12 protein-coding genes are annotated in these 16,223 nt (G+C 66.9%); 3 read left to right on the top strand and 9 right to left on the bottom strand.

Annotation, left to right across the window (positions count from 1 at the left end):
* Nucleotides 1–69: 69 nt before the first annotated feature.
* Nucleotides 70–1,281: a polyhydroxyalkanoate depolymerase gene (locus DDT93_RS15290; RefSeq protein WP_109466710.1), complete on the bottom strand. Its 1,212-nt coding sequence runs from the start codon at nt 1,279–1,281 to the stop codon at nt 70–72.
* 107 nt (nt 1,282–1,388) lie between these two features.
* Between DDT93_RS15290 and DDT93_RS15295 the strand changes: the two genes are divergently transcribed.
* The 3 genes from DDT93_RS15295 to DDT93_RS15305 all read left to right on the top strand — a co-directional run bounded on the left by DDT93_RS15295 (nt 1,389) and on the right by DDT93_RS15305 (nt 5,153).
* Complete coding sequence (locus tag DDT93_RS15295; RefSeq protein WP_109466711.1) at nt 1,389–2,042, top strand: glutathione S-transferase family protein; 654 nt, start codon at nt 1,389–1,391, stop codon at nt 2,040–2,042.
* A gap of 105 nt (nt 2,043–2,147) precedes the next feature.
* The gene (locus DDT93_RS15300; protein ID WP_109466712.1) at nt 2,148–3,407 is read left to right on the top strand and encodes a lytic murein transglycosylase; all 1,260 of its coding nucleotides are present in this window, start codon (nt 2,148–2,150) and stop codon (nt 3,405–3,407) included.
* 276 nt (nt 3,408–3,683) lie between these two features.
* On the top strand, nt 3,684–5,153 hold the full coding sequence (locus DDT93_RS15305; protein ID WP_109466713.1) for a caspase family protein: 1,470 nt from the start codon (nt 3,684–3,686) through the stop codon (nt 5,151–5,153).
* 18 nt (nt 5,154–5,171) lie between these two features.
* Here the strand turns inward: DDT93_RS15305 and DDT93_RS15310 are convergent, their stop codons facing one another.
* From DDT93_RS15310 to DDT93_RS15345, 8 genes are all read right to left on the bottom strand, one after another.
* On the bottom strand, nt 5,172–7,520 hold the full coding sequence (locus tag DDT93_RS15310) for a TRAP transporter large permease subunit (RefSeq protein WP_232825467.1): 2,349 nt from the start codon (nt 7,518–7,520) through the stop codon (nt 5,172–5,174).
* 64 nt (nt 7,521–7,584) lie between these two features.
* The gene (locus DDT93_RS15315) at nt 7,585–8,640 is read right to left on the bottom strand and encodes a TAXI family TRAP transporter solute-binding subunit (RefSeq protein WP_109466714.1); all 1,056 of its coding nucleotides are present in this window, start codon (nt 8,638–8,640) and stop codon (nt 7,585–7,587) included.
* Nucleotides 8,641–8,694: 54 nt separating this feature from the next.
* Nucleotides 8,695–10,368: a sulfatase-like hydrolase/transferase gene (locus tag DDT93_RS15320; RefSeq protein ID WP_109466715.1), complete on the bottom strand. Its 1,674-nt coding sequence runs from the start codon at nt 10,366–10,368 to the stop codon at nt 8,695–8,697.
* A gap of 142 nt (nt 10,369–10,510) precedes the next feature.
* On the bottom strand, nt 10,511–11,452 hold the full coding sequence (locus DDT93_RS15325; RefSeq protein WP_198654862.1) for a LysR substrate-binding domain-containing protein: 942 nt from the start codon (nt 11,450–11,452) through the stop codon (nt 10,511–10,513).
* 65 nt (nt 11,453–11,517) lie between these two features.
* Nucleotides 11,518–12,438 carry an ABC transporter permease gene (locus DDT93_RS15330; RefSeq protein WP_109466717.1) on the bottom strand — a complete coding sequence of 307 codons (921 nt, stop codon included), beginning with the start codon at nt 12,436–12,438 and terminating at the stop codon, nt 11,518–11,520.
* Nucleotides 12,435–13,496: an ABC transporter permease gene (locus DDT93_RS15335; protein ID WP_109466718.1), complete on the bottom strand. Its 1,062-nt coding sequence runs from the start codon at nt 13,494–13,496 to the stop codon at nt 12,435–12,437. Before DDT93_RS15335 ends, DDT93_RS15330 begins: the two co-directional genes overlap by 4 nt.
* On the bottom strand, nt 13,489–14,976 hold the full coding sequence (locus tag DDT93_RS15340) for an ABC transporter ATP-binding protein (RefSeq protein WP_198654863.1): 1,488 nt from the start codon (nt 14,974–14,976) through the stop codon (nt 13,489–13,491). The genes DDT93_RS15335 and DDT93_RS15340 overlap by 8 nt, the downstream gene beginning before the upstream one ends.
* 77 nt (nt 14,977–15,053) lie before the next feature.
* On the bottom strand, nt 15,054–16,151 hold the full coding sequence (locus DDT93_RS15345; protein ID WP_109466720.1) for a BMP family ABC transporter substrate-binding protein: 1,098 nt from the start codon (nt 16,149–16,151) through the stop codon (nt 15,054–15,056).
* Nucleotides 16,152–16,223: the final 72 nt, after the last annotated feature.

Raw genomic sequence — 16,223 nt, forward strand, 5'->3', positions numbered from 1 at the left:
TTCCGGTGCAAGCCCAACGGGAATGTAACGGGATGGCAAAACGCCGCCGCAGGTCCGGCAGCGCGCGGCCTACTCCATGGCAAGGATCATGTTGCGCACCACCGGGTAGATCTCCTGTTCCCACCGGCGGCCGTTGAAGACGCCGTAGTGGCCCACGTTGGCCTGCAGGTGATGGCGCTTGAGGTGCGGACGCAGGGACGAGCAGAGATCATGCGCCGCCGTGGTCTGCCCCAGCGAGCAGATATCGTCGCGCCCGCCTTCCACGGTCAGCAGCGCGGTCTTGCGGATGGCCGAGGGCTCGACCGGGTCGCCCCGGTAGGTGAACTCGCCCTTGGCGAGTTCCGCCCGTTGGAAGATCCGGTCGATGGTCTCGATGTAGAATTCGGCGGTCAGGTCGAGCACGGCAAAATACTCGTCGTAGAACTCCTTGATCTTGCGCGCTTCCTCGTCCCTGCCCTCGGCCAGCAGGTCGTAGAGCTTCTTGTGCTGCTCCTGATGGCGTTCCATGTTCATCTGCATGAACGAGAACAGCTGGACAAAGCCCGGATAGACCCGCCGCCCGGCGCCCGGATAGCGGTAGGGCACCGTCGCGAGCACATTGCGCTTGAACCAGCTCAGCGGCTTGCCGAACGCCAGTTCGTTCACCACCGTCGGGCTCTCCCGCACGTCGATCGGCCCGGCCATCAGCGTCATGGTGCGCGGCGTGCAGGGGTGATCCTCCTTCGACATCACCGCCACGGCGATCAGCGCCTGCACGCAGGGCTGGCAGACCGCCAGCACGTTGTTCTCGGGTCCGAGCACCTCGAGAAAGCGGATCAGGTACTCGACATAGTCCTCCACCCCGAACTCGCCCGCCTCCAGCGGGATGTCGCGGGCGTTCTTCCAGTCGGTGATATAAACGTCGTGATCCTGCAGCATGGTGCGGACCGTGCCCGCCAGCAGGGTGGCGAAATGGCCGGACAGCGGCGCCACGATCAGCACCTTCGGCTGGGGCGCGTCGATGTCCTTGGCAAAGTGCAGCAGGTTTCCGAACGGCAGGTCCAGCGCCACTTCCTCGGTCACCGCCACGTCGCGGTTGCCGACCCGCACGCTCTCGATCCCGAAGGGTGGACGCGCGTGGGTCAGCTGGAACCGCGCGATCATCTCCATCATCGCATCCAGCCGCAGCGCGCTGCCGTTCATGTACCGCGTCCAGGGCAGATCGTTGAACCGGGTTCGCCCCGCAAAGGCCCGCATCGGGGCGATCATGTCGTCCTGCCACTGGTACATCTGGTAGAGCATTTTTTCGTCCTTCCACCCGGCAGACGACCGGACTCACTAAAAAAGTAGTGCATAAAATGCTGCACTGCGACAGAATTATCTGCAGTGCAGCACCGAAAGGACTCGGCATGGCTCAGGCAACACTCACCATTACATCAAAGAACTATGGCGCGTGGTCGCTGCGGGGCTGGCTGCTGTGCAAGATGGCGGGTCTGGATTTCGTCGAAAAGCCGGTGGACATCGACGACCCCGAGATCCGGCAGGAGTTGCTGCTGCTCGCGCCCTCGGTGCGGGTGCCGCGCCTCGTGCACGCGGGGGTCGAGGTCTGGGATACCCTCGCCATCGCCGAATACCTGAACGAGATCGAGCCCAAGGCCAACCTGCTGCCCCGCGCCCGCAAGGCGCGCGCGCACTGCCGCGCGGTGTCGGGCGAGATACACTCGGGCTTCTACAACCTGCGCTCGGCCCTGCCGATGAACATCAAGGCGCAGCACCAGAGCTTCAAGATCTTCTCGGGCGCCCGCCCCGATGTGCAGCGGGTCAAGGAAATCTGGGCGGAATGCCTCGAGACCTACGGCGGCCCCTTCCTGTTCGGCAAACCGACCATCGCCGATGCGATGTATGCCCCGGTCTGCACCCGGTTCCGCACCTACGCGGTCGAGCTGGAGCCCGAACTGGAGGCCTACTGCGACACCATCTACAACTGGGCCCCGATGAAGGAATGGATCGCCGCGGCGATGGAAGAGCCCGACGAGGTGGTGGAACTCGAAGTCGAGTTCTGACCCCGCCCTCAGCGGAGCCCCGCCAGACGCACCATCCCATGCTTGGAAGGCGCGCGCCTTACCTCTAGGCTGATCCCGTCAGGGTTACCGAGGGGAGCGTTCTTCATGCCGTCAAAGGGTCTTCGCCGCGCCGCGCGCGCCCTTCTTGTTATGCTTGCGCTCACCCTTGCGGGACCGGCCCCGGCCCAGAACAAGGCCAAGGTCGAAGCACAGTTCCGCACATGGCTGGAACAGACGGTCTGGCCCCGCGCCCGCGCCAAGGGCGTGTCCCGGAACACCTTCGAGGCCGCCTTCTCCGGCGTCACCCTGAACTGGGAGCTGCCCGACCTCGTGCCGCCCGGAACCAAGCAGAAGACACCCAAGATCCAGCGGCAGGCCGAATTCGGCGCCCCGTCGAAGTACTTCAACCGGGGCTCGATCGACGGCGCGACCCGCACCGGCCGCAGCATGGCCAAGCGCCACGCCATCACCCTCGCCAGTGTCGAGCGTCAGACCGGCGTGCCGAGCCGCATCATCCTCGGGATCTGGGGCCGGGAAAGCGGCTATGGCCAGGTCCCGATCCGCCACGACGCCTTTCAGGTCCTTGGCACCAAGGGCTTCATGAGCACCCGCGCGGACTATTTCACCGACGAGTTGGTCGCCGCGCTCCAGATTGCGCAGGCGGGTCACGTGTCCCCGCGCGGCATGAGGAGCAGCTGGGCCGGCGCGCTTGGTCAGCCCCAGTTCATGCCCACCAACTTCCTTGCCTTCGCCGCCGATGGCAACGGCGACGGGCGCGAGGACATCTGGACCTCCGACGCCGACACCATCGCCTCCATCGGCAACTACCTGCGCCGTCATGGCTGGAAGTCCGGGCGCGACTGGGGCTTCGAGGTGACGGTGCCCCCCTCGGTTTCCTGCACGCTGGAAGGCCCCGACCAGGGCCGCGCGATCTCGAAATGGGCGGCGATGGGCATCCAGCGGGTGAATGGCCGCGCCTTCCCCGACAACGAATTGCGCGGCGAGGGCTTCCTGCTGATGCCCGCCGGCCGTCACGGCCCCGCCTTCATCGTCACGCCCAATTTCTACGTGCTGAAGGACTACAACATGAGCGATCTCTACGCGCTCTTCGTCGGTCACGTGGGCGACCGCATCCAGTACGGCGTCGGCGATTTCTCGGCACCTTGGGGCAATGTCGGAACGCTCTACCGCTCGGATGTAGCGACGATGCAGCAGGCACTGGAGCGCATGGGCCACGACGTCGGCGGTGCCGACGGCCTGCCCGGCTTCAAGACCCGCCGTTCCATCGGGCGCTGGCAGGAATCCACGGGCCGCGCCGCGACCTGCTTTCCCGAGGCCAGCATGAAATCGGCATTGCGCCGCTGACCCCGGCGCCCCGAAACGCTCAACTCATGGGCGTTTTCGGTGCCGCCCCGGACAGGCTGGGATTGATCCGCCTCCGGTGATCACCCCATTTCGACATCACCTTTTCACGTAGTTCTGGCGATATGCCGCGTCTCCTCTATACTCGTAGGCGTTCCGAATTTGATTTCACCGGGACCGCTGAAGACCGGCACCGCCGCCTCGCGCCGCATTCTTGAGAATGAATTTACCGGGTGTCGAGGCACCTCGCCCGTCCACAGCGATACTGTGGAAGACGCCATGTTCGCACTACGTCCGGCCCTTATCCTGGCCCTGTTCATCCTGTGCCTCGGCAGACCGCTGGGGGCGGAACCGCGCTTTGCTCTCGTGGTCGGCAACTCCGACTACCAGCACGTCACGACGCTCCCCAACCCCTCCCGCGATGCCGAGACCATCGCCAAGACGCTGGAGGCGCTGGGGTTCGAGGTGATCGAACTGATCGACGTCGACCGCACCGGCCTGACCCGTGGCATCGTCCAGTTCGGTCGCAAGCTGCGCGAGGCCGGCAGCAGCGCGACGGGGCTGTTCTACTACGCCGGGCACGGGGTCCAGTCCTTCGGGGCGAATTACCTGCTGCCCGTCGATGTCGAACTGATCGACGCCGCCGACCTCGGGCTGGTCGCGCTCGACGTGCAGACGGTGCTGCGCCAGATGTACTCGGCGGGGAACCGCACCAACATCATGATCCTGGACGCCTGCCGCAACAACCCGTTCAGCGCCCTGCCCGACTTCAACGAAAAGGGCCTTGCCGAGATGCAGGCGCCCACCGGCACCTTCCTTGCCTATGCCACCGCGCCGGGCAGCGTCGCGCTGGACGGCGCCGGATCGAACAGCCCCTTCACCAGCGCGCTGGCCCGGCTGATGCCGACGCCGGGCCTGCCCATCGAACAGATGTTCAAGCAGGTGCGTATCGAGGTGTTGAAGGAGACCGGCGGGATGCAGACGCCGTGGGACTCCTCCTCGCTGACCGGGGATTTCTCGTTCGTCGAGGGCGAGAAGCTGACCGCGCGCGATCTCGAGGCCCAGCAGTTCTGGGAGTCGATCAAGGAAACCCGCGACCCGGTGCAGATCATGCTGTTCCTGCGGGGCTACGGCGACACCGCCTTCGCGGGCGAGGCGCGCGGCCTGCTCTCCAACATCATGGAACAGGAACTGGCCGGGGTGCCAAAGGCGCCCGAACCCGAGGCTGGCCCCTCCGACGACGAGGTCCGCCTGTTCGAGACCGCGCGGGAGGAGAACACCATCGCCGCCTACGAGGCCTACCTCGCGCGGTTCCCCAAGGGTGTCTTCGCCGAGATGGTCCAGCAGGAACTGGTCGCCTTGCGCGAGAAGTCCGGGCACGACCCGGTGGGGCCCGGCACCGCCACGGGCCCCGCGCCCAAGCCCCCCGCCGCACCGCAGCCGGTCGCGACGCTGGAAAACGTCACCTTCACCTCGCCCATCCCCTCGGACACGCCCCAGGTGAACGGGCGTTCCATCGCCCAGCTGATCGACTCCGAGCCGCTGTTCCCGCCCATCGAGGGATTGCCCGAGACCTACTGGAAGGGGCAGCACTGTTCCAACTGCCACCAGTGGACCGAGGAGCGGATCTGCACCCAGGCGCAGACCTACCTGTCGCCCGAACTTCAGCACTCGCTCGACAAGAAGCACCCGCTGGGCGGTTCGTTCAAGCGCGCGCTCAAGGTCTGGGCCGAGGGCGGCTGCCCCTGACGCCGCCGCCCGCCAGCGCTAAGTCCTCGCCGCTCCGGCTGCGGTCTCCCCGGCCACGCCCCGGCGTCGGTGCCAGACCAGCAGCAGGGCGAACACGCCGAGCGCGGGCAGGCAAAGCCAGATCGACTTCTGCAATACCAGCAGCACCAGCCCCAGCCGCAGCAGCCCCTCGACCCGCCCGATCGGCCGTGCCTCGAACCGGGCCAGGACACTGGCCAGCAGGTAGAAGGCGACCACAACCCGCAGGATCACGAAGGCCAGACCGCCAAGGTGGATGCTGCCGTCATAGCCGGGCAGATAGCGCTCGCCCCCCGGCAGCGGGTTCAGCTGCGCCGCGTCGATCAGCAGGAGCTCCGGGTAAAAGGCGAAGATGAATGGAATGACAAAGATCACCACGCCCGCACGCACCGCCGCCAGCCCCGTCCGCATCGGATCGGCCCGGGTGATCGACGAGGCGGCAAAAGCCGCCACCGCCACCGGCGGCGTGATCGCGCTCGCCACCGCGAAGTAGAAGATGAACATGTTGGCGGTGAAGTTGGCGATCCCCAGCCCCACCAGCATCGGCCCCATCAGCAGACCGACGTTGATATAGGCCGGCACCGTCGGCATCCCCATACCCAGCAATATCGCCATCACGGTCGTTGCCAGCAGTGCTACGAAAAGGAACAGCGCATTGTCCCCGATGGCCCCGCCGGAGGCCCGCAGCCAAGAGATGATGTCGACCGCCACGTAGTTCGAGAAGCCGGTGAAGTTCAGGCAGAAGTCGATGACCGACACCGCGAGGAACATCAGGTAAAGCCGGCTGACCAGCAGCCCCGCGTCGGCCAGCGCGGCGACGATCCGGCCCGGCGCCTGCCGGATCTCGTGATCGAGGAAGAACAGCACCACCAGCAGCGCCGCTGCCCACCAGCCTGCCGATCCTGCGTCCCCGGCCGAATTCTGGAACAGTTGCAGCAGCCACGGCAGGTTCTCGGCCCGGCAGCCGTTCTCGGTAATGATCCGCTCCACGCCCCAGATCCCGGCGAAGGGACCGCAACCGATGGCCTCTTTCGGGGTCAGCAGCAGGACGAGGATCAGGAAGATCGGGGCGAAGATCATCAGCAGGTGCAGCCGGTCGGCGCCGGTCAGGCGCATGTCCTCGCCCGCGTCGCCGATGGGCTCGATGCCCATCTTGCGCGACTGGAAGACGACGGTCAGGAACAGGCACCCGAAGTAGGCCAGCGCGGGCAGCGCGGCGGCGATGATCAGCTCCCGGTAGGGCACCAGCGTCATCGCCGAGAGGACAAAGGCCGCGACGCCCATCACCGGCGGCATGATCTGCCCGCCCGAGGAGGCCGCCGCCTCGATCCCGCCCGCAAAGACCCGGTTGAACCCGCTCTTCAGCATCATCGGGATGGTCAGCACCCCGGTCGAGAGGACGTTCACCACCGGACCGCCCGAAATGGTCCCGAACATGGCCGAGCTGACGATGGCCGCATGGGCCGGGCCGCCGCGCAGGTTGCGGGTCCAGAGAAAGGCGATCTTGATCAGCGCCCGCCCCCCGGCCGAGACGCCAAAGAGCGAGCCCAGCACGATGTAGGGAAACACGGTGTCCATCAGGATGCCCATGAACCGCCCCAGCAGCCCCTGCGCATTGTTGACGAGGATATCCTGTATGTTCGGACGTCCGTCGATCAGCTGTCGCGGCTCACCGCCCAGCTTGGTGACGAGGTACTTGTTGATGTCGTCCGCCCCGAACCAGTACCAGATCAGCACCGTCAGCAGCGTGTAGCAGGCCACCAGGATCGCCACCGCGACCAGCGGAAAGCCCCAGACACGGACGTTGTAACCAAGGAAGATACCGACCGCGATGGCCACCAGCGGAAAGATCCACAGCCCCAGCGTATTGATGCAGGAGGGATCGTCTACGCTTGTTGGCGGCGGCAGCCCCATGGACTCGTTGAATTCCTTCTCTTCCTGCAGCGCCTTGGCAATCAGCTCGGCCCGCTCGCCGGTGAACTGGTCGATCAGGCAGACGCTGTCGATCTCCACCAGATAGCCCAGCGCGATGGCGACGGCGGCCACCACGAGCGCGATGTCCATCGCCAGACCGAAGCCGAACCAGCCCGCGCCCCGCGCCCGGAAGTCCCGGGCAAAGGAGTTCTGGATGGCCACGGCCACCATCATGATCACGAAGACCAGCGGATAGAGAAACTCGTAGGGAAAGCGCCGGATCGACATGCCGTCCCCCAGCACCCGCTCGACCCATTCGTCGAGCCCGGGGATCGAGGGCATGGTGTTCATCAGACCGATTATCACCAGCGTCAGGCCCAGCGTCAGGGCAACCCCGCGCAGGACACCGCGCGGTTCGGCAGGGGCTTCGTTCATGGCATGTCTCCCGCAGAAAGATAGGCTCAGGCCGGGGCCGGGTCATGCCCGGCCCCGCGTGGTCCTATTCCTTGGCGCAGTCCGGCACGGTGTAACCGGCCTCTTCCCAGGCGGCGACGGCGCCCGGATGGTACTTGACCGGGTTCACCCCGCAGAAGCCGGACAGCTCGGGGGTCAGTTCGGCCAGCCCGACGTTCTTCATGTAGGGCGTCTTGGCCTTCAGACGGTCAAGGTTCGCGATATAGGCTGCGACAAGGCCCTTGGCGGTCTCGAAGGGCATGCTCTTGTTCACCACGTCGGTGAATGCGGTGCCGAGCCCGCGGAACGTGCCGTCTTCCGAGACCAGCCGGATGCCCTTGCCGTCCTCGTAGCCCATGTCCTCCCACTTCACGACGATGGGCACGTTGCCCGGCGCCTTGAAGATGTTCTGATAGCTCTCGCTCTCAAACGTGTCCTTGGGGGTCGAGACGATCACCACGTTGCCCGCCGCCTGCATGGTGGTGGCGCGCGCCGAGGGGAAGGTCAGCGGAAAGACGAAGGCGTCCATCGAACCATCGACCAGTGTCGTCGGCAGCTGGCCCCAGTTGGCCTGATGCCCGGTGTAGTCGTCGCCGTCCTTCAGGCCCGACGCCAGCACGATGGCCTGCCGCGCATTGACCAGAGCCGCGCCGCGCGGCGGGCCGTTCCAGACGTTCTTGCCCTTCAGCTTGTCCCAGCTGTCGATACCCTCGCTCTCCAGCGCGATCAGGCCATAGGCCCCCGCGTTGTAGGGGTAGAGCGCCCGCAGGTTCGCGGCCAGCTCGGCGCCCTTCTCACCCTGCTTCGAATAGGGCCCGCGGCCCTTTTCCAGCAGGAAGCCAAGGATCAGCGGCATCGACGAGATGTCGGTGCGCCCCTCGGCCACGTTCAGCACCGAGTTGGTCAGCGTCTGGCCTTCCTGCACCTGCAGGTTCGCCACACCGGCCTCCGAGGCCACTTCGGCAAGGTACAGAACCGAGACATGGGGCGAATTGCCCGGGCTTGCGGTTTCGGCGGTCAGGTTCGACTGCGCCGAGGCGCCGCTGGCGGCAAGCGCCCCGGCAAGGCACAGCGCTCCGAAGTGCCGGGTAATCTTGGTCATTGGGTCTCCTCCCTGGGTTTGGGGAGCGGCTCCTCTTCCGCCCCCGTCGTCCTGTCAGCCGACCTTGGGCCCGTTTCGCATGTCGGGCGCCTTGCGGCCGCGATAGTTCACCGTCAGTTCCAGCGGCGTGTCGTTCTCGTCGTAAACGCCGATCACCACGCCCCGCCGCCGGGTCTTGGTCCGCATCTCGACCAGCTGTTCCTCGCTGCGCGTGGTGCGCTGCGACTGGCGCCGCGTCCATTCGAAGAGCTTGTCGTACATCCCGCCGATGACCTCGGCGAGGTCCTCGCGGTCGCCCAGATCGACCAGTTCGTCCGGGTCGTTCTCGAGGTCGAACAGCATCGGCCGGTGACCGCCCTCGAAATGGATAAGCTTCCACTTCTTGTCGGCCACCATGAACATCACCGCGTCGCGCACCGCCACGTCGTGCAGGTGGGCGACCGGGGTCGCCGAAAAGTCGTACTCGCAGATGACGTAGTCGCGCAGCGTGTCAGTGCGTTCGCCATGCAGGATCGGCAGCAGGCTCTCGCCCTCGAGGATGTGGTAGGCCGGTTTGCCCCCGGCCACGTCCACGAAGGTCGGGGCAAGGTCGATGCATTCGACCAGCGCGTCGCAGACCATGCCGCGCGTCGCGTCGGCCTCGGGCGACGGGTCGTAGATGATCAGCGGTACCTTCGTCGAACTGTCCTGGAAAAAGGTCTTTTCCCCCATCCAGTGATCGCCGAGGAAATCGCCGTGGTCGGAGGTGATCACGATCATCGTGTCCTCCATCCGGCCCGTGTCCTCCAGCCACTTGAACAGGCGGCCCATCTGGTCGTCCGCCTGCTTGATCAGCCCCATGTAGGCGGGGATCACCGCCTCGCGCACATCCTGCCGCGAGAAGGTTTCGCCCACCTTGGTATCCATGAAGAACTTGAAGACCGGGTGCGCCTGCTGGCGTTCCGCGTCCGAGCGCACCACCTCCTGCACATGCTCGGGCCCGAACATCGAGGCATAGGGTTCCGGCACGATGTAGGGCCAGTGCGGCTTGATATAGCTCAGGTGGCAGCACCACGGGCCGGTCTGGCTCTCGATGAAGTCCATGCCGCGCCCGGTCAGGTAGGGCGTCTCGCTGTCCGGCTCGGCAATGTTCGCGGCCTCGGACGAGTTCTTGAGGAACCAGCCCGACAGCACGTTGCCGTCCTCGTCCAGCCCCGAGTTCGCAAAGTCGTGCCAGGGGTTGTCGCTCTCGTAACCCTTCGCCTTCAGCCAGGCGTTGTAGTTCCTGGCCCCGTCCGGGTCATAGGACCCGTCCGGCCCCTCCGGCAACATCCCGTCGTCACGCTCGAAGACGTCGAAGCCGCATTCCGACACCCGCGCGCCGATGATCGAATCCGGTTCGATCCCCAGCCGTGCCATGCCTTCCTCGTCGGCCCGCATGTGGGTCTTGCCGACAAGGTGGCAGCTCATGCCGACCTTGCGCAGGTGGTCGCCCATGGTGATCTCGCCCACCTTCAGCGGGATACCGTTCCAGCTTGCCCCGTGTGAGTGCACGTAGCGCCCGGTATAGGTGCTCATCCGCGAGGATCCGCAGATCGGCGACTGGATATAGGCCCGGGTGAACCGCACGCCCATCGAGGCGAGCCGGTCGATGTTCGGCGTTTTCAGGTGCTTGTGACCGGAGCAGCTGAGGTAATCCCAACGCAGCTGGTCGAACATGATGAACAGGATATTCTTGGCTTTGCCCAATGCGATCTTCACTGTCGCGCGCAGCTCGTCCGCCCCGCCACGAGGGCGGTTCACCGGTCGCGCGACACCTCCTCCCTGATGTCGTTCTGGGCCTGACGATAGCGAGAGGGGATCCGTGTGAGAAATACTTAATGCGCCGGAGCTATAACAATTCAGCTATATAGCCGCCCGGCCGTTTCTTCTCCTCCACCTCCAGCCGGATCATCTCCATCAGCCGCGCCGTCGCCGCGCTGACGCTGCGGCCCGCCGGCGTGGTCAGGCCCACCGCCCCCACCAGCTCGCCCACGGCAAAGTCCAGACGCACCACTTCGCCCTCCGCCAGTTCGCGGTGCATCGCACCAAGCGGCTGGAACACGATGGCGTCGCTCATCTCGACATAGCTCCGCGCGAATTCGAACGAGATGGTCTCGGTCACGTTGGAGAAACCCGAGAGCCCCTTTGATATGACGAAGCGGTCCAGCTCTGCCCGGATGATGGTATCGGGGATCGGCATGACCACCTCGAAGCGGTCGAGGTCATGGACCGTGAGATTACGCTCGCCCGCCAGCGGATGCCCCGCACGCACGAAAAACACCAGAGGTTCGCTGAACAGCTGCTCGAAGGTCAGCCCGTCCATGTGCTCGGGCGCCAGCAGTCGGCCGAAGCCAAAGTCGACCCGGCCCGCGCGCAGGTTCTCGTGCAGCCCGCCGCCGGTGGTCGCCAGAAAGCTCAATACAGTGCGCGGGTACTCTGCCTTGAACCGCCGCACCGCCCCCGGCATCAGCACGCGGATCACGTTGGGCAAGACGTAGGCAGAGACCCGCTCCTCCCCCAGTTCGCCGCGCAGCGCGTCGAATCCGCGATCGACCATGCCCATGCCGTTGGACACGTAGGAGAACAGCCGCGTGCCCGCCGCGTTCAGCACGAGCCCCGAGGCGGTGCGATCAAAGACCGGGCTGCCCAGCTCCTCTTCCAGTTCCCGGATCGAGCGCGAGACACTCGGCTGTACCGTGCCCATGACCTCCGCCGCGCGCGAGGCCGACCCGTGCCGCGCTACGGCAAGGAAACAGCGCAGGTGGCGCATCCTGATACGGTTTGCCGGCATGGTGGTCCCTCCCCGTGATCCCGGCGCCATCCTGTGACGGATGGGCCGGGATTACAAAGGGGGACTCAGTGCTTGTCCTGCCGAAGGTAGATGAACCCCAGCGCCGAAGGCTCGCCCGACGACGCCCCCCGCCGCAACGAGGCGATGGTCAGCACCACCAGCGTCAGCGCGTAGGGCAGCATCGCCCCGAGGTAGACGGGAAAGTCGACGCCAACTGCCTGCAGCCGCAGGGTCAGCGCCTCGGTCCCGCCGAAGAGGAGCGCGCCCCACAGCACCCCGGCAGGACGCCAGCGCGCGAAGATCACCAGCGCCACCACGACCCAGCCGCGCCCGGCCACCATGCCCTCGACCCAGACATGTGCCGAGGCAACCGACAGGTAGGCCCCCGCCAGACCGCAGAGCGCGCCCGAGCCCAGCACCGCAGCCAACTGGATCGCCTGCACGTTGGCCCCCGCCACGTCCGCCGCCGCCGGATCCTCGCCCACCGCGCGCAGGCGCAGCCCCGCGGCGGTGCGGAACAGGACCCACCAGACCGCGACCAGCAGGACCAGCGCCACGGGGATCAGCAGCGTCTGCTGCCCGATCAGCCGGGGCAGGTCCGCGCCCCAGCCGGTTTCGGACAGGCGCGCCAGCCCCTCGAAGGGTTTCTGCACATGGGCCCGCCCGATCACCCCGGTGATGCCCAGCCCCAGCGCGACGGTCGCGAGCCCCGCCAGAGTCTGCTCGGCGCGAAAGACGACGACGGCCAGTCCGAACCCCAGCGACAGTGCCGTTCCGGCGGCCACCCCGGCCAGCACGCCGGTCCAGGGATCGTGGCCGCCAAGCACGGTCAGCGCCCCGGTCATCGCGCCGACCGCCATCATCCCCTCGGGCGCGAGGTTCAGGACCCCTGCCCGCTCGGACAGGACAAGGCCAAGCCCCGCCAGCAGCAGCGGCGCGGCATAGCTCGGCAGCACCGTCAGCCAGGCCAGAAGAAATTCGCTCATGCCCGCCTCCGCGTGACGATCCGGTAATCTCCGAACAGTTGGGCGCAGAGCACCGACATCAGGACGATGCCCTGCGCCAGCAGCACCACTGCCTCGGAGACGCCGTAAAAGACTTTCAGCACGTTGCCCGCCGTGTAGATGCCGCCCAGCACGAAGGCGACGACCAGCACGCCCAGCGGATTGGACCGGGCGAGGTAGGCCACGACGATCCCGCTGAACAGGTAGCCGGCACCGATGGACTGGGTCAGGCGAAACTCGGTCCCCGAGACGATCACCGCGCCCGCCAGCCCGCAGAGCGCGCCGGAGCCCAGCACGAAAACGCAGACGGTCAGCAGCACCGGCAGCCCCGACGCCAGCGCGGCGCGGCGGTTCGCGCCGACCGCACGGGCATAGAACCCCAGCCGCGTAACCCCGGTCAGCAGCGCACAGACCACCACGGCGGCCAGCGCGATCCACAGCCCGGCATGCAACTGGTCCCAGCCAAGCAGCGGCAGCCGCTCGACAGGATCGAGCGTCGTCGATGTGGGGAACCCGGTCGCCGCATCGCGCCATGCGCCGAACAGCAGGTGCTGCACCCAGAGAAAGGCGATAGAGCCCATCAGCAGCGTCGAGATCACCTCGCTGACGTTCCACAGCAGCTTCAGCGCCAGCGGCAGCGCCATCCACAAGGCCCCGGCAACCAGCGCGGCGGCCATCATCAGCCACAGGCGCAGCGGCCCGGGTCCGAAATCATGCAGCGAGATCCACGTGGCCGCCATGGCACCCAGCCAAAGCTGCCCCTCGATCCCGATGTTCCAGAACCGCACCCGCATCGACAGGGCCGCACCAAGGCTGACCAGTACCAGCGGAATGGCCGCGGTCAGGGTCTGGCCCAGCCCCTGCTGTGTGAGGAAGGTCTGAACCACGAACTCCTGCCACAGCGCATTGGCGGGGACGCCGAGTTGCACGAGACACAGCGCGGCAGCACAGAGACCAAAAATCAGGCCACCGGCATAGGTGGCCACCGACAGCCAGACGGGAACGTCCTGGCGCCGGATCAGCAAAGCGGTATCAAGCATGGCCCACCATCAGTTCGCCCAGCCGCGCGGGCGTCGCCTCGGCGGCATTCAGCGGCGCGCTCAACGCGCCGCGGTTCATCACCGTGATCCGGTGCGACAAGGCGATCACCTCTTCCAGTTCCTCGCTGACCAGCAGGCAGGCCGCGCCCTGCGCCACCGCCTCGACCAGCGCCACGTGCACGGCCCGGGCCGCCCGCATGTCCAGCCCGCGTGAGGGCGAATGGGCGACGATCACCCGCGCGCCCCCGGCAAGCTCGCGCGCCAGCAGCAACTTCTGCGCGTTGCCGCCCGACAGCAGCGCCGCCTGTGTCGCGGGGCCGCCGCCCCGGATCTCGCGGTCCGCAATGGCCTGCTCCGCCGCCTTGCGCATGGCACCCCGGCGCAGGCGAAAGGCTCCGCCGTAGGCTCCGGTCGGCACCTCGGTCATGGCAAGGTTCTCGGCCAGCGTCAGCCCCCGTGCCATGGCGCTGTCAAAGCGATCCGCCGGGATCACCCGCAGCCCCGCCGCGCGCCGCGCCGCGATGCTCGCCCGGGTCATGTCCACGCCGTTGATGTCCAGATGCCCGCCCGCAACCGAAAGCAGCCCGTTCAGGCAGGCCACCAGTTCCGACTGGCCATTGCCGCCGACTCCCGCGATTCCGAGGATTTCTCCCGCCCTCAGGCTCAGCGACAGGCCGTCCACTGCCAGCCCGCCCCCCGCGCGCGCAATGGAAAGGCCCTTCAGCGCCAGCACCTCCGCCCCCGCGCTCTCGGCGGCGCTGCGCACCGGCGCCGGGCTGGTCTCGCCCACGGCGTGACGCGCGACCTCTTCCATGGTCACCGAGGCAATCGGGGCCTCGGCCAGCACCGTGCGGCCCTGCCGCATCACCGTGATCCGGTCGCAGTAGCCCGCCACTTCGCGCAGCTTGTGGGTGATCAGCACCACCGCATGTCCCTGCCCTGCCAGCCCCTTCACCAGCGACAGCAGCGCCTGCGCCTCGTCCTCGGTCAGCACCGCCGTCGGTTCGTCCAGCACCAGGATACCCGCGCCCAGCAACAGCACCTTCAAGATCTCGGCGCGCTGCTGTTCGGCCACCGACAGCGTCTCGATCCGCGCTGCTGGGTCGAGGCGGAAACCGATCTCGGCGGCCTTCTCGCGCACCAACCGCGCGGCCTCGGCCACCGAGCACTTGCGCCCGGCCCCGCCCAGCGACAGCGCCACGTTCTCGGCCACGCTGAAGCGGCCCACGAGGCGGAAGTGCTGGTGCACCATACCGATCCCCGCCGCGATGGCATCGGCCGGGTTCTTCAGCGGCACGTCGCGCCCGTCGACCACGACCTCGCCCGCATCCGCCGCGTAGACCGCCGCCGCGATGTTCATGATGGTGGACTTGCCCGCGCCGTTCTCGCCGACCAGCGCGTGCACCTCGCCCCATTCGAGCCGAAAGCCCGCGTCGGTCAACGCGGGCTTGCCGTCAAAGGCCTTGTCGATGCCGCGCAACAGCAACGCCGGAGCACGGCCCGTCCCCTCGTGAGGGCCTGGCCGTGCCACCGGTGTGGGCGCATCCGCGCCCGCTGTCATTCCTGGGCGGCCGGCATGGTGCCGGTGATGCCCGTCACGAAGAAATCCATGCCCCACAGTGCCTCGTCCGACAGCACTTCGCCAGCGGCAACCTTCTCGTCCCCTTCGCGCGAGGACAGCGGCCCGGCGAAAGGCGCCAGCTCACCGGCGATGATCGCGGCCTTGGCCGTCTCGACCTTGGCCTTGGTCTCGTCCGACACGCTCGGGCCATAGGGGGCAAGGCCGACCACACCGGCGGACAGGCCCTCGAAATAACCCCACTCCTCCGGCTCCCAGCTGCCGTCGATCACCGCCTTGATGCGCGGCACTAGGTACTGATCCCAGTGGAAGACGACCGAGGTCACGATGCCCTCGGGCGCGGCGGCCGACATGTCGAGCTGGTAGCCGATGGACTTCGCGCCGCGCTTTTCGGCTGCGTTCAGGGCCGAGGCGGCGGAGAGGTCGGTCGCCACCACGTCGGCGCCCTGGTCGAGGATCGCCTCGGAGACCTGCCCTTCCTTGACCGGGTCCCACCAACTGTTGGTGTAGACCGCGACGGTCTCGATATCCGGGGTCACCGACTTGGCGCCCTGTGCAAAACCGTTGATGTCCCAGTTCACGACGCCCACGGGGAAGCCCGCCAGCATCCCGATCTTGCCGCTTTCCGAGGCGTCCGCCGCCACGATCCCGGCAAGGTACCACGCCTCGTAGGTCCGGGCGTAGAAGCTCTCCATGTTCTCGCTGTTGTGCACGCCCGACGCGTTGAAGAAGGCGACGTCGGGATAGGCGGCAGCGGCTTCCGACATGGCTTCGGAATAGCCGTAGGTGGTGCCGACGATGATGTTGTAGCCGCGCTTGACGTAGAGGTCGATCGCCGCGCGCAGGCGGGTCGCTTCCTCGGGGATGTTCTCGGCCACGGCAACGTCCAGCCCCAGCTCGCTTTCGACCGCGGCGCGGCCCGCGTCCAGCGCCTCGTTCCAGCCGCCATCCTGTGCGGTGCTGGCGTAGATGAAGGCCACCTTCGGCGCGCTCTTCAGCTCGAACGCCGCAGCGTCGAGCGGCAGGAGCAGGGCCAGAAGGGACGTGGCGGCGAGTATCGTGTTGGGCGCTTTCATCGGCTGGTCTCTCTTGTTGTTCGCGACGGCCCGGCACAGGCTTCCACCCCGGAAAAACACTGATTTTTCAAT

The sequence above is a fragment of the Albibacillus kandeliae genome (assembly GCF_003116585.1).
Classification (GTDB): Bacteria; Pseudomonadota; Alphaproteobacteria; order Rhodobacterales; family Rhodobacteraceae; genus Albibacillus; species Albibacillus kandeliae.